At 62.1% G+C, this 21875-nt stretch carries 24 protein-coding genes; 13 read left to right on the top strand and 11 right to left on the bottom strand.

Annotation, left to right across the window (positions count from 1 at the left end):
- The first annotated feature begins 214 nt into the window (after positions 1 to 214).
- Positions 215 to 1324 (top strand): cytochrome-c peroxidase, encoded by a 1110-nt coding sequence (locus tag O3301_RS20785; protein ID WP_305057370.1) that lies wholly within the window; start codon positions 215 to 217, stop codon positions 1322 to 1324.
- A gap of 46 nt (positions 1325 to 1370) precedes the next feature.
- Here the strand turns inward: O3301_RS20785 and pmbA are convergent, their stop codons facing one another.
- Complete coding sequence (pmbA, locus tag O3301_RS20780; protein ID WP_305057369.1) at positions 1371 to 2723, bottom strand: metalloprotease PmbA; 1353 nt, start codon at positions 2721 to 2723, stop codon at positions 1371 to 1373.
- 92 nt (positions 2724 to 2815) lie between these two features.
- Between pmbA and yjgA the strand changes: the two genes are divergently transcribed.
- The 3 genes from yjgA (at position 2816) to O3301_RS20765 (ending at position 4803) form a co-directional block, all read left to right on the top strand.
- The gene (yjgA, locus tag O3301_RS20775; RefSeq protein ID WP_305057368.1) at positions 2816 to 3415 is read left to right on the top strand and encodes a ribosome biogenesis factor YjgA; all 600 of its coding nucleotides are present in this window, start codon (positions 2816 to 2818) and stop codon (positions 3413 to 3415) included.
- A 90-nt stretch (positions 3416 to 3505) separates the two neighbouring features.
- Positions 3506 to 4138 carry a molybdopterin adenylyltransferase gene (mog, locus tag O3301_RS20770; protein WP_099666433.1) on the top strand — a complete coding sequence of 211 codons (633 nt, stop codon included), beginning with the start codon at positions 3506 to 3508 and terminating at the stop codon, positions 4136 to 4138.
- Positions 4135 to 4803 carry an alpha/beta hydrolase gene (locus O3301_RS20765; protein ID WP_289917459.1) on the top strand — a complete coding sequence of 223 codons (669 nt, stop codon included), beginning with the start codon at positions 4135 to 4137 and terminating at the stop codon, positions 4801 to 4803. The genes mog and O3301_RS20765 overlap by 4 nt, the downstream gene beginning before the upstream one ends.
- Positions 4804 to 4859: 56 nt before the next feature.
- Here the strand turns inward: O3301_RS20765 and O3301_RS20760 are convergent, their stop codons facing one another.
- The 5 genes from O3301_RS20760 to O3301_RS20740 all read right to left on the bottom strand — a co-directional run bounded on the left by O3301_RS20760 (position 4860) and on the right by O3301_RS20740 (position 10581).
- Positions 4860 to 6419, bottom strand: coding sequence for a S1C family serine protease (locus O3301_RS20760; protein WP_289903398.1), 1560 nt, complete (start codon positions 6417 to 6419; stop codon positions 4860 to 4862).
- Positions 6420 to 6514: 95 nt separating this feature from the next.
- Entirely contained in the window at positions 6515 to 7081 is a 567-nt protein-coding gene (locus O3301_RS20755; RefSeq protein ID WP_289917464.1) for a carboxymuconolactone decarboxylase family protein, read from the bottom strand.
- The gene (locus tag O3301_RS20750; RefSeq protein WP_305057367.1) at positions 7081 to 7929 is read right to left on the bottom strand and encodes a fumarylacetoacetate hydrolase family protein; all 849 of its coding nucleotides are present in this window, start codon (positions 7927 to 7929) and stop codon (positions 7081 to 7083) included. The genes O3301_RS20755 and O3301_RS20750 overlap by 1 nt, the downstream gene beginning before the upstream one ends.
- Positions 7874 to 9214, bottom strand: a complete 1341-nt coding sequence (locus tag O3301_RS20745) for an MFS transporter (protein ID WP_305057366.1) — start codon at positions 9212 to 9214, stop codon at positions 7874 to 7876. The genes O3301_RS20750 and O3301_RS20745 overlap by 56 nt, the downstream gene beginning before the upstream one ends.
- Before the next feature lie 2 nt (positions 9215 to 9216).
- Positions 9217 to 10581, bottom strand: coding sequence for a KamA family radical SAM protein (locus tag O3301_RS20740; protein ID WP_305057365.1), 1365 nt, complete (start codon positions 10579 to 10581; stop codon positions 9217 to 9219).
- A gap of 282 nt (positions 10582 to 10863) precedes the next feature.
- On the opposite strand from O3301_RS20740, the gene O3301_RS20735 reads away from it, so the two are divergent.
- Complete coding sequence (locus O3301_RS20735) at positions 10864 to 11322, top strand: cache domain-containing protein (protein ID WP_099666427.1); 459 nt, start codon at positions 10864 to 10866, stop codon at positions 11320 to 11322.
- Between the two features lie 68 nt (positions 11323 to 11390).
- Positions 11391 to 13097, top strand: coding sequence for a methyl-accepting chemotaxis protein (locus tag O3301_RS20730; RefSeq protein ID WP_305057364.1), 1707 nt, complete (start codon positions 11391 to 11393; stop codon positions 13095 to 13097).
- Here the strand turns inward: O3301_RS20730 and O3301_RS20725 are convergent.
- Complete coding sequence (locus O3301_RS20725; protein ID WP_305057363.1) at positions 13094 to 13672, bottom strand: DNA-3-methyladenine glycosylase; 579 nt, start codon at positions 13670 to 13672, stop codon at positions 13094 to 13096. The two genes, O3301_RS20730 and O3301_RS20725, sit on opposite strands and share 4 nt — an antisense overlap.
- 290 nt (positions 13673 to 13962) lie before the next feature.
- Between O3301_RS20725 and O3301_RS20720 the strand changes: the two genes are divergently transcribed.
- Together O3301_RS20720 and O3301_RS20715 are read left to right on the top strand one after the other, a co-directional pair.
- Entirely contained in the window at positions 13963 to 14829 is an 867-nt protein-coding gene (locus O3301_RS20720; protein WP_099666424.1) for an HDOD domain-containing protein, read from the top strand.
- 107 nt (positions 14830 to 14936) lie between these two features.
- Entirely contained in the window at positions 14937 to 16145 is a 1209-nt protein-coding gene (locus O3301_RS20715) for a hypothetical protein (RefSeq protein ID WP_305057362.1), read from the top strand.
- A 31-nt stretch (positions 16146 to 16176) separates the two neighbouring features.
- Here O3301_RS20715 and O3301_RS20710 read toward each other — a convergent pair whose 3' ends face one another.
- Positions 16177 to 16701 (bottom strand): DNA-deoxyinosine glycosylase, encoded by a 525-nt coding sequence (locus tag O3301_RS20710; RefSeq protein ID WP_305057361.1) that lies wholly within the window; start codon positions 16699 to 16701, stop codon positions 16177 to 16179.
- 95 nt (positions 16702 to 16796) lie between these two features.
- On the opposite strand from O3301_RS20710, the gene O3301_RS20705 reads away from it, so the two are divergent.
- Positions 16797 to 17225: a DUF962 domain-containing protein gene (locus O3301_RS20705; protein ID WP_305057360.1), complete on the top strand. Its 429-nt coding sequence runs from the start codon at positions 16797 to 16799 to the stop codon at positions 17223 to 17225.
- A gap of 135 nt (positions 17226 to 17360) precedes the next feature.
- Complete coding sequence (locus O3301_RS20700; RefSeq protein ID WP_034780449.1) at positions 17361 to 17810, top strand: glycine zipper 2TM domain-containing protein; 450 nt, start codon at positions 17361 to 17363, stop codon at positions 17808 to 17810.
- Between the two features lie 22 nt (positions 17811 to 17832).
- On the opposite strand, the gene O3301_RS20695 is transcribed toward O3301_RS20700, so the two are convergent.
- Positions 17833 to 17964 carry a hypothetical protein gene (locus O3301_RS20695; RefSeq protein WP_257218848.1) on the bottom strand — a complete coding sequence of 44 codons (132 nt, stop codon included), beginning with the start codon at positions 17962 to 17964 and terminating at the stop codon, positions 17833 to 17835.
- A 182-nt stretch (positions 17965 to 18146) separates the two neighbouring features.
- Between O3301_RS20695 and O3301_RS20690 the strand changes: the two genes are divergently transcribed.
- Both O3301_RS20690 and O3301_RS20685 read left to right on the top strand, forming a co-directional pair.
- On the top strand, positions 18147 to 19091 hold the full coding sequence (locus O3301_RS20690; RefSeq protein ID WP_305057359.1) for a DMT family transporter: 945 nt from the start codon (positions 18147 to 18149) through the stop codon (positions 19089 to 19091).
- Entirely contained in the window at positions 19088 to 19594 is a 507-nt protein-coding gene (locus tag O3301_RS20685) for a GNAT family N-acetyltransferase (protein ID WP_305057358.1), read from the top strand. Before O3301_RS20690 ends, O3301_RS20685 begins: the two co-directional genes overlap by 4 nt.
- 225 nt (positions 19595 to 19819) lie before the next feature.
- On the opposite strand, the gene O3301_RS20680 is transcribed toward O3301_RS20685, so the two are convergent.
- On the bottom strand, positions 19820 to 19957 hold the full coding sequence (locus O3301_RS20680) for a hypothetical protein (RefSeq protein WP_289900206.1): 138 nt from the start codon (positions 19955 to 19957) through the stop codon (positions 19820 to 19822).
- Positions 19958 to 20175: 218 nt separating this feature from the next.
- Between O3301_RS20680 and O3301_RS20675 the strand changes: the two genes are divergently transcribed.
- The gene (locus O3301_RS20675) at positions 20176 to 20355 is read left to right on the top strand and encodes a hypothetical protein (protein WP_034746290.1); all 180 of its coding nucleotides are present in this window, start codon (positions 20176 to 20178) and stop codon (positions 20353 to 20355) included.
- Between the two features lie 11 nt (positions 20356 to 20366).
- Here the strand turns inward: O3301_RS20675 and O3301_RS20670 are convergent, their stop codons facing one another.
- Positions 20367 to 21797, bottom strand: a complete 1431-nt coding sequence (locus O3301_RS20670) for a glycine betaine ABC transporter substrate-binding protein (protein ID WP_305057474.1) — start codon at positions 21795 to 21797, stop codon at positions 20367 to 20369.
- Positions 21798 to 21875 lie beyond the last annotated feature (78 nt).

The raw sequence follows: 21875 nt of genomic DNA, 5'->3' as shown, positions 1-21875 counted from the left end.
GGCTGTTTTCCGCTCCCCGTCTTGCGCAGCGCAGCATCGCTAATCGTTGCCACGCCAGCCATTGCTGCCTATACTGGGCGCAGCATTGCCTGTCTCTCCCTTGTCGACAACCATCCCGCATATGACCATCAAAGACCAGCCACGCGCCGAGGCGCGATTTTCACCGACCCGATTTGCACACGTGTGCATATTCTTGTTTCTTGGCTTGCACGGCATGCCAGGCACGGCGGCCGAACTCAGCCCTGCCGCGCAGCTGGGGCGGCGCATCTTCTACGATGCCAGCCTGTCCGCCTCGGGCAGGCAGTCGTGCGCCAGCTGCCATGACCCGGCCCACGCCTACGCGCCCGGCAACAAGCTGGCCGTGCAACTGGGCGGCGCCGATGGCCAGGCGCACGGCTACCGCGCCACGCCATCGCTGCGCTACCTGGAACACACGCCGCCCTTCCGCTTTGATGAAGAAGGGGCGCCCAACGGCGGCATCAACCGCGACGGCCGCGCCGCCAGCCTGGCAGAACAGGCGGAACGGCCGTTCCTGGCAGCGCACGAAATGGCGAATGCCAGCACGGATGAAGTGGTGGAACGGTTGCGCAACGGCAACTATGCGGACGCATTCCGGCGCGTCTTTGGCGACGCCATCTTTGCGCAACCACAACAGGCATTCAGCCGCATCACGTATGCTTTGCAGCAATTCCAGCAGGAAGAGCTGGATTTTCACCGATACGATTCCAAATATGACCTCTACCTGGCCAACAAGGTTCCCCTGGAGCTGGCCGAATTACGGGGCCTGGCCCTGTTCAACGATGAACGCAAGGGCAATTGCGCCGGGTGCCACCCCAGCGTGCGGGGCGAGCATGGCGCGCCGCCCCTGTTTACGGACTTCAGTTTCGACAATCTGGGCGTGCCGCGCAATATGCGCATTCCCGCCACGGCCGACCCGGCCTATTTCGACCTGGGCTTGTGCGGTCCCGACCGTACGGACCTGGCGGCGAAAGACGAGCTATGCGGCGCCTTCAAGGTACCCAGCCTGCGCAATGTGGCCACGCGCCAAGTGTTTTTTCATAACGGCGTGTTCGACAACCTGACGGAGGCCCTGCGTTTTTATGTGCGGCGCGATACGCATCCGCAAGAATGGTATCCGCGCGACAAGCGGAGAAAAGTGCAGAAATTCAATGACATACCCGCCAGATACCGCGCCAACGTGAACGTCAAGGAAGCGCCGTTCGACCGCAAGCGCGGCATGGCGCCGGCGCTGACGGCGGGCGAGATCGAGGATATGGTGAAGTTCCTGGCCACCCTGACGGATGGCTATCAAGTCCAGCAGTAAAGCGTGGCGCGCCCGCCCGGCGTTGTCGCGCTTGCCATGCAGGCGCTCAGCCGCCCGCCACCACCATGCTCTCGATGAGAATGGAACCCGTCTGTTTGGTGCCGCGGCGCAATTCGTCGGCGCCCACGGCAACGATGTTGCGCAGCATGTCCTTCATGTTGCCGGCGATGGTGATTTCTTCCACCGGGTACTGGATCACGCCATTTTCCACCCAGAAACCGGATGCGCCGCGCGAATAGTCGCCCGTCACGTAATTGGTTCCTTGTCCCATCAGCTCCGTCACCAGCAAACCCGTGCCCAGCTTTTTCAGCATGGCACTAAAATCGTCGCTGGCGGCCGTCAGGTTCGAGGTCAGGTACAGATTGTGCGAACCGCCCGCGTTGCCCGTCGTCTGCATGCCCAGCTTGCGGGCCGTGTAGGTCGACAGGAAATAGCCTTGCACCACGCCATCCTTGACGACGTCGCGGCTGACGGTTTTCACGCCCTCTTCGTCGAACGGCGCCGAACCGACGCCGCCGATCACGTGCGGGTCTTCGAAGATCTGCACGTGCGACGGCAGCACGTGCGTGCCCAGGGAATCGTTCAGGAAAGTGGATTTGCGGTACAGGGCGCCGCCCGAAGTCGCTTGCACATAGGTACCCAGCAAACCGGCCGCCAGCGGCGCCTCGAACAGCACGGGACAAGTGCGCGTGCCCAGTTTGCGCGCGTTCAGGCGCGACAGGGCGCGCTCGGCGGCGTAGCGCCCGATGGCTTCCGGGCTCGACATTTTGGCGGCGTCGCGCACGGACGAATACCAATCGTCGCGCTGCATCTTCGCCCCTTTGCCGGCAATGGGCGCCACGGACAGGGTGTGGCGCGAGAACGGGTAGCCGCCGATGAAGCCGCGCGAATTGGCGGAAACAAAGTGCGATTGCTGCACGTGCACGCTGGCCCCCTCGCTGTTCGTGATGCGCGGGTCGACGGCAAACGCGGCCGCTTCGGCCCGCTGGGCCAGCGCAACGGCTTCCTCGGTGGAAATGAGCCAGGGATAGAACAATTGCAAGTCGCGGGGCGACATTTCCAGCATGTCCGTGTCGGCCAGGCCCGCGCAATCGTCCTCGGCCGTGAAGCGGGCGATGTTGTAGGCGGCGTCCACCGTGGCGCGCAGGGCGGACGGCGAGAAATCGGAGGTGCTGGCATTGCCGCGCTTCTTGCCGACAAACACGGTCACGCCCATGCCCTTGTCCTTGTTTTGCTCGATCGTCTCGATCTTGCCTTTTCGGACAGAAACGGACAAGCCGCCGCCTTCGCTGACTTCGACGGCTGCGTCGGTGCCGCCCGCTTCCCGCGCAAAAGACAACACATCACGGGCTAGTTGCTGCAATTGCTCTTGACTATGGGTAAATACGGAGTCGTTCATGCGCTGTTTTCTTCGGAAAGCCGCTAAAAAGGTTATCATAGCAGTCGTTTACAGTTTACAGGTGCGGCCTACGCGGCCAATCCCGCCTTATCATGCCAAATCCAAACCGGGGAGCTTGCGGCTTCCAATCCACCGAATTCGAACAGGAATATGAACGTCCTTCGAAGTCGGAACTCAAGCGCCAGATGACCGTCCTGCAAAAGCTGGGCGAAGAACTCGTCAATGAGGCACGCGACCGCGTCAAGCGCGTCCCGATGCCGGAAGACGTACGCGACGCCATTCTCGAATGCCAGCAAATCAAGGATCACGAAGGCCGCCGCCGCCAGCTGCAATACGTGGGCAAGAAGATGCGCACCCTGGATGAAGACGAAGTTGCCGCCATCCAACGCACCATCGATAGCTGGAAAGGCTTGTCGAAAGCCGACACGGCCAATATGCACGCGATGGAACGCCGCCGCGACAAACTCTTGACGGACGACAAGGCCCTGACCGTCTTGCTGTCGGAAAATCCGGAACTGGACGTGCAGCACCTGCGCACCCTGATCCGCAATGCCCGCAAGGAGCAAGCCGAGAACAAGCCGCCGAAGGCCTACCGTGAAATCTTCCAGATCTTGAAAGAGATCGCCAAGAAGCAAAATGGCGGCAAGAAAGATGCCGATGAAGATGACGCAGAAGTGGAAGACGACGAGTAATTGACCGTCCCAAACGCAAGGATGGACAAAAAACCGGGATAATCCCGGTTTTATTGTTTTTAAGACACTCCAGACTTTTATAGGTGACCGATGTCCACCACTCTCGAAGACGAATTGATTATCGGCCTCGTGTCGATCTCGGACCGCGCCAGCGGCGGCGTGTATGAAGACCTGGGCATCCCCGCCCTGGAAAGCTGGCTGTCCGCCGCCATCCGCACGCCTTTCCGCCTGGAAAAACGCCTGATCCCGGACGAGCGCTCGCAAATTGAAAACACCCTGATCGACATGGTCGACCTGAGTCACTGCCATCTGATCCTGACGACGGGCGGCACGGGTCCGGCGCGGCGCGATGTGACGCCGGACGCCACCTTGTCCGTCGGGACCAAGGAAATGCCCGGTTTCGGCGAACAGATGCGCCAGATCAGCCTGCAATTCGTGCCGACGGCCATTTTGTCGCGCCAAGTGGCCGTGATCCGCGAGACGCCCGAGCGCGCCGCCCTGATCATGAACTTGCCGGGCCAGCCGAAAGCCATCAAGGAAACCCTGGAAGGCTTGAAGGATGTTGATGGAAATCAATTGGTAAACGGCATCTTTGCCGCCGTGCCCTATTGCATCGACCTCATCGGAGGCCCTTACATGGAAACCGACCCGGCCATCTGCAAGGCCTTCCGTCCCAAATCGGCGCTGCGTCCGGCGCAACCACTACCAGAGGAAAATACATGAGCACTTTGCTGGAAACCATCGAACTCGACAGCGCACCGAACCCCACCGTCTCCATCATCTGGATGCATGGCCTGGGCGCCGACGGCAACGACTTCGTTCCCCTGGTGAAAGAACTCGACCTGCGCGGCTGCCCCGCCATCCGCTTCATCTTCCCCAGCGCCGGCACCATGCCCGTCACCATCAACAACGGCTATGTGATGCGCGCCTGGTACGACATCCTCGTGAGCGACCTCGTGCGCCGCGAAGATGAGGGCGGCCTGCGCGCCTCTCAGCTGCAGATCGAAGCGCTGATCGCGCGCGAAAAGGCGCGCGGCATTCCTGCCAGCCGCATCATCCTGGCCGGCTTCTCGCAAGGCTGCGCCATGACCTTGCAAACGGGCTTGCGCCATGCGGAACCGCTGGCCGGCCTGATGTGCCTGTCCGGCTATCTGCCGCTGGCCGACAAGACGGCTCTGGAACGCACGCCGGCCAGCCTGCAGACGCCCATCTTCATGGCGCATGGCACGGCCGACCCCGTGGTGCAGATCAACCGCGCGCAACAGTCGCGCGACTTGCTCACCGGCATGGGTTACAAGGTGGAATGGCACGAGTACATGATGCAGCACTCGCTGTGCCAGGAAGAAATCGACGCCATCGGCGCGTGGCTGAAGAAAGTATTGGCTTAAAGTAAAACAGGCGCGGTCTGCGCCGCGCCTGTTGTCTTGCGGAACGCCGGGAACGATCAGTTTACCGGCGTTTTTTCATTCCAGATTTTCAGCATGTCGGGCGACGCTTCCGAGCGGATGCCATTGTCCGTCAGCACCGATTCCGTCGCTGCCAGCATGTCCTTGCGGGGCACGACGACCATTTCCGCATCGCGCTGCTGGAAGCGGAACGTCAGCAATTCATCCGTCTGGTCGCGCAGCAAGGCCACCAGGTGCGCCAGGCTGCGCACGCGCACGCCATTGACGGAATCGACGACCGAGAAGAAACGGGTACTGTAGCCATTCATCAGCTTGTGCGGGAAGAACGGCGCGGCGATCACCACCAGTTCCTCGCGTTCGCTGTCGGGCGCATCGCCGCGCCGCGTGGCCAGCGGATTGCCGGCAAACGCCATGCCGCCCAACATCGCCGGGTTGCCATTCGGCGCCGCCATGAATTCCGTGCTGGCGCGCGAAAACACCATCGGACCGAAGATGAAATAGGATGGGTAATTGCCCTGCAAGCCGCTGATGAGCATCGGGTGCGCCGCCGAGACGGGCACCTTGATTTTCAGGGGCGCGCCCTGGCGCACCACCGTCAACGGCAACTGGCCGTCTTTCGCCAGCTGCTGTACCCGGTACTGGAAGCGCACGCGGCTGTTGGCATTCAGCTTGACCATGCCCTGATTGTCGATGGGGAAATCGCCGATATGCGTGATGACATCCCACTCCTTGAGCGGATAGGCGGCATCCTTGCTGGCCGGCGTCATCACGACGGCGCCTTCGACACCCTTGGCCAGCTTCAGATACGTGCGCAGCGCGGGATTTTCCAGCGTTTGCGTCACGTCGCGCATGGCTGGCTTGCCCTTGGGCGCGCCACTGTCCTGGTCGCGCAGAAACAGTTCGATTTCCTCGTTGGGGATGATGTAGCCGATGTTTTGCGCATTGAGCATGCCGGCAAAGGCCAGGCCGATCATCTTGTCGCCGGCAATCACGGGGCCGCCGCTATTGCCCGGATTGATGGCCGCATCGATCTGGATGCGCAGGCCGGACACGGGGAAGTTGTAGCGCACGAATTCGATGCGCGAAACGATGCCCTTGGTGATCGACAGCGAGGTGCCGCCCGTCGGATAGCCATACGCCAGCACGGCATCGCGCACGTCCGGCAAGACATTGGCGCGCGGCACCGCTTTATGGCTGGCAAAAAAACTGTCATCGTCAATTTTCAGCAAGGCCAGGTCCATGCCGCGCGAGATGGCCAGCACGGTCGCCGGTATCTTGTCGCCGGCGCCATTCGCCTGGATCTGCACCTGGCTGGCATAGCCGACCACATGCGCATTGGTGAGGATGCGGCGGCCTTCGATGACGACGCCGGAACCCGTCACCTCTTGCGGCGCAGCCTTGCTCCACGGTTTATAGGGATCCGGCCCGCGCAGGGTGGAAAACACCTTGACGACTGAATTTTCCAGGGCGGAAGCGCCGGGGCTGGCGGTTGCAGCGGTCTCGGCGGCAAGCGCGCGCACCGTCATCAGGGGGCAAAAAGAAAGGGCCAGCGCCAGGAAGGCGCGGCCCATCAGGGTGAAGCACGGACGAGTTTTCATTGAGCTTGTTGGCAATGGCAGGGAAGTAAAATTATATATTGAATAATTTCAACTTCATTACACTTTGTCCATCTTTGCCCGAAAAACACCTGTCATCAGGCGGGCATGGGCGGCACACCCAAGGCCGGCACCGCCGTCTGCGCGCCATTCATCACCATGGCCAGGAAAGTGTAGTAGCCATTGATGCCCATCAAGTCGACCACGCCGTGCTCGCCGAACAGCGCCAGCGCCCGCGCATACGTGGCATCGCTGACGCGCTTGTTCTGCTGCAACTCGATGCAAAAGTCGTGCACGGCTTGCTCATCTTCCTTCAGGGCAAGCGGTACGCGCCGCGCAGCGATGGCGTCCACGGCCGCTTGCGCAATGCCGTTCTGCACGGCCAGCGGCGCGTGGATGGCCCACTCGACTTGCTGGTCCCACTGGCGCGCCGTCACCAGGATCGCCAATTCCGACAGCCGCGTGCCGATGGCGCTGCGGTAGCGCAAGTATTCGCCCATGCGCTGCGCCGTTTCCATCAGCTCGGGGCTGCGGATCAGCGGCACGAAGGGGCCGTACAGCGCCCCGCGCGGACCGTCGATGATGGCTTGCGCGGCCGCGCGCTGCTGGACATCGAGCTGGTCCAGCGGCAACGGCGGCAAACGGTCGATATCGCTACCGGCCATCAGGCAGTCCAGGCAACCACGTCCTGCTGCTGTTCACCGAGGCCGGCGATACCCAGGCGCATGCTGTCGCCTTTTTTGAGGAAACGCTGCGGCTTGCGGCCCTGGCCCACGCCCGGCGGCGTGCCCGTGGCGATGACGTCGCCCGGTTCCAGGGTCATGAATTGCGACAGGTAGCTGACGATCTGCGCGACAGTAAAAATCATGGTTTGCGTATTGCCGGTCTGCATGCGCTTGCCGTTGACTTCCAGGTACAGGTCCAGATCCTGCTCGTCGATGACTTCATCGCGCGTCACCAGCCATGGGCCGACGGGGCCGAAGGTGTCGCAGCCCTTGCCCTTGTCCCACTGGCCGCCCCGCTCCAGTTGGAACGAGCGCTCGGAGATATCGTTGACGACACAATAGCCGGCCACGTATTTCAGGGCATCCTCTTCGCTCACGTATTGCGCGCGCGTGCCGATGATCACGCCCAGCTCCACTTCCCAATCCGTCTTTTTCGAGCCTTTCGGCAGCACGACATTGTCGTCCGGGCCATTCAGGCAAGTAATGGCCTTCATGAAGACGATGGGTTCGGCCGGGATAGCCATGCCGGCCTCGGCCGCGTGATCCGCGTAATTGAGGCCGATGCCGATGAACTTGCCGACTTTCGCCAGCGGCACGCCGAAGCGTGGATTGCCGCGCACCAAAGGCAAGGTCTTTTCGTCCAGCTTGGCCAGCTTGCGCAGGGCCTTGTCGGACAGTTGCGCGCCATCAATATCGGCGATCACGCCGGACAGGTCGCGCAGTTTGCCTTCTTCATCGATCAGGCCCGGTTTTTCCTTGCCTGGACGTCCATAACGAACGAGTTTCATAGTCTTCCTTGGAGTTGATCATTGCCGCTGTGCAGGCTGCCATTTTACCGGATGGCCCGGCACGCCTGCAGCGGTGAATGAAAAACATCGCAAGTCCCGGCAATTGCAAGGCCGCCAGCACGCCAAACGCCGCCTGGTACGCCTGCGGCGGATACTGCTGCTGGCTGTTCAGGGGCCAGCAGCCGAGGATCAAGCCAAAGCCCGCCTGCACCAGGAAGGCGCCTGTGAAAATGAGCAAATTCAAACAGGTGGCCGCCCTGCCCGTCAAGCTGGCCGGCATGCTTTGCGCAACGATCGCATACTCGAGGCCCGTCACCGTGCCCAGCAGGGTAAACAGCACGGACAGCAAAGGCAGGCTGGGCACCACATTGCACGCCATCGCCACTTGCACGGCGACAAACAGGACGATACCGGCGGCCGCCACTTGCATGGGTGCAATACCGCGCCGCCCCGCCCACTCCGTCAGCATGCCCATGCCGATGGCGCCGAAGATGACGGCCGCCATGCCCAGATACAACAAATACGCGACATTGTCGTCGGACAAGCCGCCCACATCGGCCAGCCAGCGCCCCACCCACAAGCCCTGCACGCCAAAGAACACCGTGTGCGGCAGCAAGATCAAGGCAATGGTGCGGCGAAAGGCCCTGTCGCGATACACGCTCCAGACGCTGACCTTGTTCGTCGCAGCGGCGGGCGCAGGCAGGGCCGGCGACAGCAGGCGGATCAGCAAGCCGATGGCCAGCGCCGCCAGCGCCAGGCCCAGGAACACGCTGCGCCAATCCGTGTAGTGCAGGGCCAGCTTGACGGGCATGGTGGCCGTGGCCGCCCCCAGGCCGCCCACGGCGATCAGATAGCCATGCACGGACGGCAGGCGAGCTGGCGCGATGGCGCACGAGATCGCTTTCACGGCGGCCATGAAACAGCCGCCCAGGCCCGCCCCCATCAAGGCGCGTGCCCACATCAGTCCGGCAAAGCTGTGGCCCCGGCTGAACAGCCACACGCCCAGGGCCGCCAGCGCCAGCAGCCACAGTTGCACCGTGCGGGGGCCGTAGCGGTCCAGCGCCATGCCGACCGGCAATTGCACCAGCGCAAAGGCGAGAAAAAAGGCGCTGGTCAGCAGGCCCAGCTGGGCCGGCGTCAGGGCGATGGCGCCCAGCAATTCTGCCGTCAGCACGGCATTCACGCCGCGCAGCAGGCAGGACAGGTAATGACCGAGCGCGAACGGCAGGAACACCAGGCAAAACACGGCCGCATCGGAACGGGCAGGCGCGCCGTGGCCGTGCATGCTCAGGCGGCCTGTGCCAGGCGGATGATTTTATGCGGCACCTGCGGCACCGGGTCATCCGTTTCAAAGAAAAACTTGTCCTGGCCAAAGGCCGGCTTCAAATCGTCCATCCACGTCGCTTCCGCATCGAACTTGGCATAAAACGGCCGGCGCACCCAGTCCGGGTTGCGCGCCTGCAAAAATTGCAGGGCAAATAGTTTTTCGCCATGGATGGTGACGATGCCATCGATGACGATCTTGCCGGGAAACGCGCTCATGGAAGGCCCGCGCACCGTGCGCGACAAGCCGGACACCATCTGGTAGGCGGCCTGGAAAATCTCGTGCGCCTTCGCCAGGGGCAACTCGAAATAGCTGCGCGGGCCCGTGTCCCGTTCGACAAACATGTAATACGGAATCGCCCCCAGGCGCGTACCCGTCTGCCACAGCTCGGCCCAGCTAGCGGGGTCTTCGTTGATGTGGCGGATCAGCGGCCCCTGCATGCGCAAGGTCGCGCCCGTGGAAATGATGCGCTTCACCGCTTGCTGGGCGATGTCCTGGCGTAACTCGACTGCATGGCTGTAATGGCCCATCACGGCCAGGTTCTTGCCCGCCTTGACGATGCGCTCGAACAGGCGCATCAAGTCGTCCGCATCGCGGTCCGAGACAAAGCGCTGCGGCCAATACGCCACCGCCTTGGTGCCGATGCGGATGTTCTGGATATGTTCCAGGCCCGGCGCCAGCAGCGGCTCCAGGTAGGCAGCCAGTTGCCGCGTATTCATGATCATCGGGTCGCCGCCCGTGATCAGCACGTCCGTCACTTCCGGATGCAGTTTCAGGTAAGCGACCAGCTCATGCGACTCGTGCGCATCGAACTTCATGTTGTCCATGCCGACAAACTGGGGCCAGCGGAAACAGAAGGTGCAATACGCGTGGCACGTCTGTCCTGCACTGGGGAAAAACAGCACCGTTTGCGCATATTTATGCTGCAAGCCGCGCACGGGCGCATCGTTGACCCGGGGCACGTTGTGCGTCATCTGCCCGGCCGGATGAGGATTCATGCCCAGGCGCAAGCCATGCACATAGGCATCGATAGCGGCCTTGTCCCGTTGCACCAGCACCAGCTCGCGCAGGTGCGCGTACTGCTCGGGCGCCAGCATGTCGCGGTGGGGAAAGACGAGGCGATAGATGGGGTCGTCAGGGATGTTGTTCCAGTCGATCAACTGATCGAGCACATAGGCATTTGTGCGAAACGGCAAGACGTGCGACACCACTTGCACGGCTTCACGCTGCTCTTCCGGCAGCCATTCCCACTGCCGCGCCTGTTGTATGGTGTGCCGCGTATACGGCTTGAACTTGGGTGAAAACGGCTCGGTAATGGGTGCGGACACGATCGGCTCCTTGCCAGTAAACAGCGATAACTTCCTTGAAACCAGCCCTATCCCGGCCAATTCCAGCCTCTTCCTCTGCCATGCCTTGCCAGCTTGGCATGCTGTGAAAGTCATCATAGTTCTTGCCGCTCGGAACCAAATTGTTACATATCAACAAGCCGTCGATACGTTGCAAGCTACCGACAAGCAACACCTTAGTTTGTGCCATCGCAATTTGCGGGAAGCGCCGGCGACGTAAATTACGACTTGGCAACATATCCCTCGATATCACAAGGAGCTTTCATGAAACGCTTATTCACGGGTAGCCTGCTGTGCCTGGCATTTGCCGGTGGCAACGTCAGCGCCGCGGTCGAACCAACGGAAAAAGACGCCATCGCCATGGCCGAACGGGGCGCCGCCTTCATGAAGGCGCATGGCAAGGAAGAAATGATGAAGAAAATCACGGCGAAAGACCCGGACTTCGTGCAGGGCTCGCTGTATGTGGACATGCGCGACATCAAGACGGGCATCGTGCTGGCCCACCCCATCAATCCTTCCATCGTCGGCAAGGATTTGACGGATGTGCCCGATGCGAATGGCAAGAAATATCGCCGTGAAATCATTGAGTTGGCGCAAAAACAGGGCAAGGGCTGGGTCGATTATCAATACAAGAATCCCACCACCGGCAAGATCGAGCCGAAGACCACCTACATCCTGCGCGTCAACGATGTGGTGCTGGAAGCGGGGATCTACAAAAAATAGGGCAAGGGCGGCGCGCATGCACACCGCGCGCCGCCTGCGGTTTGAACGGCCATCGCCAGGAGTCGAGCATGCTCAATCAATTACGCATAGGGCCAAAATTATTGCTGGCGCCCACCCTGGTCCTGCTGTTGCTGATACTCAGCTCGACCGGCGCCTGGTACGGCATGGTGCGGCAAAATGCCTCGCTGGAAAACATGGTGCGGGTACGCATCACGCACCTGAAAGCAGCCGCCGACGTACTAGGGGAGGCCAAGCATGTGCACGGCAATATGTACCAGTTGCTGTCGTGGACGAATGGCAGCTTCGCCAAGGCCCGTCTCGATACACTGGAGCAACAGATCAAGGCGCGCCACGCGGCCATCGGCACCCAGCTGGCCTCGCTGCGCGCCACGGCCACGGGCGCCGAACTCACCCTGGTCGATGCGGCCATCACGGCACTGGCCGGCTATCGCAAGGCCGTGCTGGAAACCATGGAAATGGCGCAGATGGACCAGTCGATCGCCACCAATTCCATGCTCAAGGCGGAAACGCAGTTCGGCCAGTTCAATACGCAGTTGGCGCAACTGTCCGCGCTGGAAACGACGCTCAGCAGCCAGGCCCATGCGACGGCCAGCGCCGAGTTTCGCACCCTGTGCTGGAGCTTGCTGCTGACCGTCCTGCTCTCCATCCTCGTCTCCATCGTGGTGACCATGCTGGTGCGGCGCGCCATGCTGGTGGAAATCCGCGGCATTGCCGATGCCGTGCAAGACTTGGCGGCGGGCAAGCTGATGGCGGGCGCGCCCAAACAGGGCAATGATGAAATCGCCGCCACCTCGCGCGTGCTGGACCAGACCATCGCCCACTTGAACCAGACCTTGCGCACCATCATGGGCGCCGTGCAATCGATCGACACGGCCTCGCATGAAATTGCCACCGGCAACCTGGATCTGTCGGCGCGCACGGAAATGCAAGCCAGTTCGCTGGAAGAAACGTCGAGCGCCATGGAAGCGCTGACGCAAGCCGTCAATGACAACGCCGACAACGCCCAACTGGCCTGCGAGCTGGCGGGGCAGGCATCCACCCTGGCCGTGCAAGGGGGCGTGTCGATGCAGCAAGCCGTGACGACGATGGCGACAATTCGCGCCAATTCGCGCCAGATCGTGGATATTATCGGCGTGATCGACGGCATTTCCTTCCAGACCAATATCCTCGCGCTGAATGCGGCGGTGGAAGCGGCGCGCGCGGGAGAACAGGGCCGCGGCTTTGCCGTGGTGGCGTCGGAAGTGCGCACCCTGGCGCAGCGCTCGGCGCAAGCCGCCAAGGAAATCAAGACCCTGATCGCCACGTCCGTCACCACCATCGATGGCGGCAGCGTGGCCGTGCAGCAAGCGGGCGACAGCATGGGCGCCATCGTGGCCTCGGTGCAGCAAGTCAATGAGATCATCCAGCGCGTGAAACAGGCCAGCGCGGAGCAGGCGTCGGGCATCACGGAAGTGAACCAAGCCGTCACGCAAATGGATGACGTCACCCAGCAAAATGCAGCCCTGGTGGAACAGGCGGCAGCGGCGGCGGCCAGTTTGCAGGACCAGGCCGTCAAATTGTCGGCGGCCGTGGCCGTGTTCACCCTGGATGAGCGCCCCGCCTCACCGGCTGGCCACACCGAAGACGAAGCATTCCAGCATCCGGCCAGCCCCGCCAACGGAGAAGGCAAGGACCGGCGCGCATTGCACAGCCCGCTGCGCGGCATGCCAGGCCGGCATAGCGCCAACGATGCATCGCGGCGCCGGCGCAGCTAGACGGCGGGCGCGCGCAGCGGTTTACTCAGATAGGGCGAGCCGGCCAGAACGAAGCGCCACGGCGTGTCCATCGCTTTGGAAATGCCGATGCGCGTCCCCGTTTGCACCGTGACATCGCCTTCGCGGGCCAGCAACAGGAACGGCGGCGCGTCCAGTGCCAGCCGGTTGTGCAGGTGGCTCACGCCCAGCGCCTGGCACACCTTGCCCGGTCCCGAGCACAGCAGCCGTTCCCCCGCGACGCCGCGCCGTTCGCGCATCGCATCGAGTCCCTCCACGGGTTCGATCGCGCGGATCAGCACGCCCGCGCCATGCCCCGCTTCGCGGCACACAAAGTTCAGGCACCAGTGGATGCCGTACGAACGGTAGACATAGGCGTGCCCGGGCGGGCCGAACATGGCCGCATTGCGCGGCGTCATGCCCCCATACGTGTGCGAGGCAGGGTCCAGCCTGTCATACGCTTCCGTTTCCACGATGCGCCCGCCCACGCCGTCGACCAGCACGGTCACGCCGATCAGCTGGCGCGCCACGCTGCTGGAATCGTCCGAAAAATCGATACCCGCAAGGATTTTTTTCATCAGGCAATTGTACTGCCGCACATCCCGCCGCACGCCTGGCCCCGCCTTGAAAACAAATAAAACTTGGTTTTTTCATCATGGATACCGGGACGGGCAAGGTCGTGAAATGACGAAAATCACGGCTGGACCGGGCCAAAATGGGGATTTTTTCCAGAATATATTGCAGATATGAACTATTGCTATGCATAAACAGCGATAATCGTCGGGCACTGCGCCAGACGCTCATGAAGCGGGCAGCGGCAGCGCGCGACAGAATAAGCACCGGGCACAAAAATGATGATGAAAGCGTGATGATGAGAGCGGCAGCGCAAAAGCAGATAGAGCAGGAAGATCCGGTTGACGCCTTGATGCGTTCCATCCGTATCCCGCCGCGTCCCAGCCTGCTGGTCGACTTGCAGCGCGAACTGGCGGAACAGGACCCGTCGCCGCGCCGCATCGCGCGCATCATCGCCGACGACGTCGGCATGTCGGGCGCCCTGCTGAAATTGGCCAATTCGCCGTTCTATGGCGCCGCGCGCAAGGCCAAGTCCGTCGAGCAAGGCATCAATTTCCTCGGCATCAACCAGTGCAGCGCCATGATGACGGGCTTGCTGGCGCGCCAGGCGCTGGAAGCGGAAGGCGTGGAACTGACCAACTTCTGGGATGTGTCGGCCAAGCGCGCGCGCGCCCTGGTATTTACCTCACGCAAGTTGCGCATCGCCCCGCCCGACATCGCCCACACCTTCGGCCTGTTCTGCGACATCGGCGTGCCCTTGCTGATGAACCGCTTTCCCGACTACGTCAACACGTACGCGGCGGCCGCCAACGATGCGCACAATTGTTTTACAGCACTGGAAGACGCGCGCCACCAGACCAACCACGCGGCCATCGGCTGCTTGCTTGCGCGCAACTGGGGCTTGTCTTCCGACGTCTCGTGGGCGATTCTGCACCACCACGACTACACGGTGCTGGCCGACCCGTCCACGGACGACGCCATCCGCTCGCTCGTCGCCCTGTCGCTGCTGGCCGAAAAGGGCATTCAGCGCTACCATGGCAACAGTACCTCGCTGGAGTGGGACAAGGGCGGCGAACTTGCTTGCCAGCATCTTGGCCTGTCGCAGGAAGAAGCCGCCGACCTGCTCGACGAATTGCACGAGATGTTCGATACCGACCATTGAGGTATCAGGCGGCCGCGTCCGCCTGTATGATCCGTCCCGGCGCCTGGCATAAGCCCTGGCGCCTGTTTCCGTTTGCCTGACCCGTCTTTCTTAACCTGTTGATCGCCATGCCCAAAAATAAGCGCCCTGTCCCCCGTAAATCCGCCAACACGCCTGAAGACAAGGATGAATCCGTCACGCGCATGCTGTGCACGATGGCCCTCAACCTGGCGGAGCAGGAAGACAGCGAATCGCAGGGCACGGTGCTGGCCGAGCAAGCCGTCGAGTTCGGCCGCCTGATCCGCAAGGCCTTGAATCAAAAGAAGGATGAAATCCTGTACGACGCCATCGAGCGGGCGAAATACGAAGACGTGGGCGCCTATCAGTACCTGCGCAGCCATATCGAGGAAGCGGCGTCCATTTCCGTGATCCGCCGCGAAAATGCCCCGGCCATGGAAATCAACGCCTTCGTCGTGCCCCTGCTGGTGCAAAGCACGGGCGGCCTGAAGGAAGCGGACAGCTTCCAGGACCAGGACGCGTTCGAAGCGCTGGTGAAAAGTTTCCAGCAGGCAGAGCTGGAAAGCGCCAAGGCCAAGGTAGTCCTGATGAGCCACGCCTACGACCTCGATGAAATCGACCGCATCACCTACAGCCACCTGCACGAAATGGTGCGCGATGCGTACTCGTCGATGACGGACAAGAAAATCGTCGCCACGCCGGGTCTGGAAAGCAGCATCGTCGGCTGGAGCGAGACGGCCTTCGGTCCGCAGGACACGGCCGTCGAGCTGCGCTTCCTGCTGGGCTTTGCCCTCAAGCGCGTGGACGACCCGTTCTATGCGGAACCGAAGGACGAAGCGGCGCTCGACGCCTGGTTCGATGCGCGCATGGCCCGCTACCAGCAGTGGACGACGGAAGTGGGCGATCTGGTGAAACGCTGCCTGGCGCCGGCCGGCAGCGCCCTGGAAGTGAGCTTCCTCTACCAAGATCTGTTCCACGGCGGCAAGGAACAAGGCATGAGCGAGTATGCGATGCTGCAGATGATGTCCGGCATCAACCATGCATTGGCGGAAAACAACGTGGACGCGGGCGACGTCTCGGTGGTCGTCGGCCCGGCCGATGAGCATGGCGAAATGCTGCTGCGCGTCAACGTCAGCACGGCAGACGGCCAACTGCTGCACAGCGCCGACAAGCCGCTGGACCTGGCCGCCGACCTGCAGGACGAAGTCGACGACATCTGCGACGCGCTGGCCACCATCGGCGTCACCCGCTTGTCAGTGGCGCTGAAATTCGACGCCAAGGGACAACCGCTGGAAGCGCAGCCGTACGCGCCGGCCTAAAGCCGGCAAACTGATCAACTGACTCCCCGCATTACAACGGCTGCAATGTTTTCCATTGCAGCAACTTGGCACCATACGCGAGCGTGTAAGCGGGGCTGCTCGACGGCAAGCTGACGATGCGGTAGCGCTGCGCGTGCTCGCCCAGCACCTTGATGCCCAGCTTGGCGGCCGTGCCGCCGTTGAAGGCGATCGTGTGCAATTGCGGCAGGCTGGCGGCCAGGGCCGCCAGGTCGTTATCGTCGCGGGCGCGGATATTGCTGTCCAGGCTGCCCGTGCGCTGCGCCTGCGCCACCACATCCCACAGGCCCACGCCGTGCGCCAGCAAGGTGCTCAAGCGCGCGTCATAGGGCTGGCTCGTCAAGTCCACGCCCAGTACCTCTCCCAGTAGCCGCCAGAACTTGTTTTGCGGATGCGCATAATACTGGCTGTGCGCCAGCGATTTTTCGCCGGGCAAGCTGCCCAGTATCAGCAAGCGCGTATCGGCGTCGACGACGGGATCGAAACAGCGCTTGCGCGGGTCGGCGGCAGTGTCTGCCAAGAAGGCTGGGCTATTCAAATGAGCGGTCCGGAGGGGGAAATGAAGGGCCATTTTACCCGGCCACGCGACGGTGTAGAATTCCCGGACAACCATCCCGACACAAGAGACCGCCCATGCGCACCATCGACACCCTGCTGGCCCAGTATGGCGAAAGCCACCGCAACCACGTCAATGAATGGGTGCACATCGTGTGCGTGCCGCTGATCGTTTTCAGCCTGCTGGGGCTGCTTTGGAGCATGCATCCCAGCGTGGCGCTGCTCGGCAGTATTCTGGCTTTATACTATTACTACAAGCTGTCGCGCCCGTTTGCGGCAGGCATGCTGGCCATGCTGTCCGCCATGCTGGGCCTGCTGCTGCTGATGCCGGCGCTGACCGTCCTGCCCGTGTCGCTGGCGCTGTTCGTGCTGGCCTGGATAGGCCAGTTCATCGGCCACCAGATCGAAGGCAAGAAACCGTCGTTCCTGGACGACTTGCGCTTCTTGCTGGTGGGACCGCTGTTCGTGCTGGGATTTTTGTACCGGCGTCTGCGGCTGGCGTATTGAGCGGCAGCGGTCACGCGGGGCCGTAACAGATTTTTACTATTCGCAACTAGTTATATGAGGCAAGTGTCCTTATGATAAGTCATCATCTGTCGGTCAATGTAATCGGCAACTAACTTTTGTCCAAGGGAGTCCCACATGAAAGCACCAATTATTGCAGTGGCATTGCTCGCCACCCTGGCCGGCTGCGCCGTACAACCGAACTCGGCGAATGTGTACAACGCGCGCCAGGCGCAGAATGAACAATCGGTTCGCATGGGCACGGTTGAATCCGTGCGCCAGGTCACCATCGACAAGGGTGAAACGGGCACGGGCGTGCTGGCTGGCGCGGCGCTGGGCGGCGTGGCCGGCTCGACAGTCGGTGGCGGCAAGGGCGCCATCGCTGCCAGCATCCTGGGCGCCGTCGCCGGCGGCATGGCGGGCAAAAGCATCGAAGCGAACGCTTCCAACAAACCCGGCCTGGAAATCACCGTACGCCTGGACAATGGCGACATGCGCGCCATCGTGCAAGACGCGGACGAACTGTTCCGTCCGGGCGAACGCGTGCGCCTGCTGTCCGATGGCCGCAAGACCCGCGTCACCCACTGATCTGCTTGCCGGCGCATGCGCTTTAGCCGAATGCGCCGGCTGCCATCAACAAGGCCGAGGGCGACATGCCCTCATGCAGCCAGATGGCAACCAAGGTTGCCACCACGACATATACAAGCACGCTCCATACTTTGATCTGCAGTGAGGCTGGCATGGCGGTCCCCTTCAAAGATGCAATTCAGAAAATGTTTACTTGATAATAAAGTAAATATTTTCATAAATTCAACATTTTCCAGAAGCACTGCGCTGGCTCAATGCCTCGTTGTCTCCTGACCACTCTTTGAGCAAGCCCGGCCAAGACTCGCCATCCCCGCGCGATGCCCGTATACTTGCGCGATGTCCTCTCCTCTCCTGTTCATCATTGCCTGCCTGATCTGGGGCTCCACCTTTTGGGCCATCACCTTGCAGCTGGGCGATGTCGCCCCCGCCGTTTCCGTGGTCTACCGCTTCGGCCTCGCGTCCGCCACCCTGTTTGCCTGGTGCGCCTTGCGCGGCGACCGCTTGCGCCTGCCCTGGCGCGCGCAGAAATGGATGCTGCTGCAGGGCCTGGCCTCGTTCGCCCTCAGCTATGTGTGCACGTATAGTTCCGAACAGTACCTCGTCTCGGCCCTCGTCAGCGTGCTGTTTGCGCTGATGGTGTTCTGGACGCCATTGCTCAACCGCATCGCTTTCGGCACGCCCATCACCTGGAGCACCTGCTGCGCGGCCTTCGTCGCCATCTGCGGCATCGTGCTGCTGTTTTACCAATCCATCGGCGCGGCACTGCAAGATATCCTGGGCGGCGGCAATGGCCATTTCCTGCTCGGTTTCATGCTGGCCCTGGTGGCCACCGTGTCCAGCACGGCGGGCAATGCCCTCGTCATGAAAGTGCGCGAGCATTCCGGCAACGTGATGTTGACCATGGCCTGGACCATGCTGTGGGGCACCTTGATGGTGGCCGCCTGGGCCGTCGCCACGGGCCAGTCCTGGCAATTTCCCGCGCGCCCCAGTTACTGGATGGGCTTGCTGTACCTGGCCATCTTCGGTTCGGTGATCGCCTTCAGCGCCTATTTCACGTTAATCGCCCGCATCGGCACGCAAAAGACCGTGTATATCGGCGTCGTCACGCCCGTCATTTCCGTGCTGCTGTCGGTGCAGTTCGAACACTACCGGCCCGCCGCCATCGAATGGGTGGGCATGGTGCTGTGCCTGTCCAGCGTGGCCTGGGCCCTGACCTCGGGCGCGCGCAAGACGGCTGCCGTTTCCTCTATTTCCACCACTCCATCCACAAAGGCAACATGAGCACCTCTTCCTCCCTCGCCATCCGTCCCGCGACCGTATCCGACGTGGCCGCCATCTTTGGCATGATCCATGAACTGGCCGTGTTTGAAAAACTCGAACACATGATGATCGCCCGGGAATCCATGCTGCACGACAGCCTGTTCGGCGCCCATCCCGCGTGCGAAGCGCTGGTGGGCGAGGAAGATGGCGAGGTGGTGACGTTCGCCCTGTTCTTCCACAACTTTTCCACCTTCCTGTGCCGCAAGGGCTTGTACCTGGAAGACCTGTATGTGAAGCAATCGGTGCGCGGCAAGGGCTATGGCAAGCAGATGCTGGTGGCGCTGGCGCAACTGGCCGTCGCACGCGATTGCGGCCGTTTCGAATGGTCGGTGCTGGACTGGAATGAAAACGCGATCAATTTCTACAAGGGCATGGGCGCGGACGTGATGCCGGACTGGCGCATCTGCCGGGTCGCTGGCGATGCCTTGACGCAATTGTCGGCGGGTACGCCAAAGCCGGCCTGACTGGAGCGGGAACTGCAAACGCAAGCTCCAAAAAAAATCCCCGCGGGCTAGCGGCACCGCGGGGTGAACCCATTGTCAAGTGGGAGGGGGAGAATGCAATCAACGGTTATCAATATAAACGCTGCCGCTTGCCGCCGCGCAGACCTTTACATTTGCTTACCGGGCCTTACATTTGACTTAAATCCGCTAACCAAGTGTCACCAAGTGTCGCTCGGATGACACTGATTATTTCCGTGGTTCAATCAATGTGCCGTGCAAACCGATATGTTGTTGCGCAACCCCACTGCCGCCCTGCGTATTTGTATAGATTTGGTACACTGTCAGGCAGGCGATGCAGCCAGCAACCACGGCGAAAATGACCATGCGACGCTCCTTGAGTATGCTTGAGGGAATCAGGACCCGCGGCGCCTGATGATGACCAGGCGAGCAGGGAAGATTCAGTGTGGCATCTTCGGTCTGGGGAGCCTTGCGCAATCTCAAACGCGCCAATTTGACGGGGTCATGGCATTTGATATGGCGCAAAGTGGCGGCATTCCGCTCACACAAAATGAACGCATCGTTACGCACCTGGGAGCCACATCATGAATGTCTCTGCCAAACCGCTCGTCATGAAAATCTACCGCGCCTACCTGCGCTCCCGCCTGGAGCGCTATACGCGCGACTTGCAAGCCATCGCCGAACAGCGCGAGAACGACTTCCAGGCTGAACGCATCCTGCACCAGGCCGTCGTCTCGGTGCGCTCCAAACTGCACTCGCTGTAACCGTGATGCCGTCAGTGCTGCCGGCCGGCCACGGCCCAGCGCTCCACCAGCTCGAACAAGCCTTGCGTCAGCAGGGCCAGCACGGCTGCGGGGATCGCGCCGGCCAGCAGCATGTCGTTGTCATTCAGCGCCAGGCCGATGGTGATGCGTTCGCCATAACCGCCCGCGCCGATGAAGGCGGCGATGGTGGCCGTGCCCACGCTCATCACGGCCGCCGTTTTGATGCCCGCCAGCATCACCGGCAAGGCCAGCGGCAAGTCCACGTGCAGCAGGCGGTCGCGCTTGCTCAAGCCCAGCGCCAGCGCCGCCATGCGCAAACCTTGCGGCACCTGCAAGATGCCCGTGCACGTGTTGCGCACGATGGGCAGCAAGGCGTACACGAATAGCGCGACCAGCGCCGGCACGGTGCCTATCATGCCCAGCAGCGGGATCAATATCGCCAGCAGGGCCAGCGACGGCAACGTCTGCAGCACGCCGACGAAGGCCAGCACCGTTTGCCGCAGCGGCGCCGACAACGCCGCCAGCACGCCCAGCGGAATGCCGATCAGGCACGCCAGCGCCACCGACAGCAGCACCAGGGTCAGGTGCTGGCGCGTCAGGGTCCACAGATCGTCGCCGACGAGTTTATCGAGCAGCTTGCTGCGCGCGGCGGCCGGTTTTTTCGCCGACGTGCCGGAGGCCAGCCACTGGTGCGCCACGCCGGAAAAAGTCTTGCCATCGATTTCCACGGCCGCATTCATGGCGATCATGTCGCTCTCGCTGATGCGCCCCTGCAAGCCTTGCAGCGCGAGCCAGGCTGCAGGAAAACGCCGCGGCACGTCGAGCCGGTACAGGAGCATGGCGTCGTAGCGGGGAAAATACTGCTGCGTGTCGGCCAGCACGCGCAAGCCGTACTGGCGTATCTTCGCGTCCGTCGAATAAATGTCGATCACATCCACCTGGCGCTGCGCCAGCGCCTCGTAGGCGATGCCGTGATCGAGCCCGCGCGGGCGCTGCGGCAAGCCATAGCGCGCGGCCAGGCCAGGCCAGCCATCGACCCGGCCGATGAATTCATGCGACAGACCGAATTTCAGGGCGGGATGCTGCGCCAGCTGCGCCAGGCTGGCGATGCGCGTTTCATCGCCGCGCATGGCCAGCGCATACGTATTGTTAAAGCCCAGCGGCACGGCCACGCCCAGGCCCAGCGCCGCCAGCTCGCGCCGCATCTGCGCCAGATCAATGGCCTTGTCGTGCTTGAGGATTTCGCTGGCGATGGTGCCCATGTATTCGGCATACACGTCGATGCTGCCCGCCTGCAGCGCGGCCAGCACGATGGCCGTGTTGCCCAGGCCCTGGCGGTGCAACGCCCTGACGTGCGGCGCGGCGCTCTGTTTGACGATCTCGCCGAGAATATACGATTCCGTGAAGCGCTTCGAACCCACCTTCAGGGTGCCGCCGTCCATGGCAAGGGAGGATATGGGCGCGGCGGCGAAGACAAGTAACAACAGCAAGTAAGCAAGACGCACGCGGCGCTCCAGGAC

This window comes from Janthinobacterium sp. SUN211 (assembly GCF_030587315.1).
Classification (GTDB): Bacteria; Pseudomonadota; Gammaproteobacteria; order Burkholderiales; family Burkholderiaceae_D; genus Janthinobacterium; species Janthinobacterium kumbetense.
This window is presented reverse-complemented; position numbering and strand designations above follow the sequence as displayed.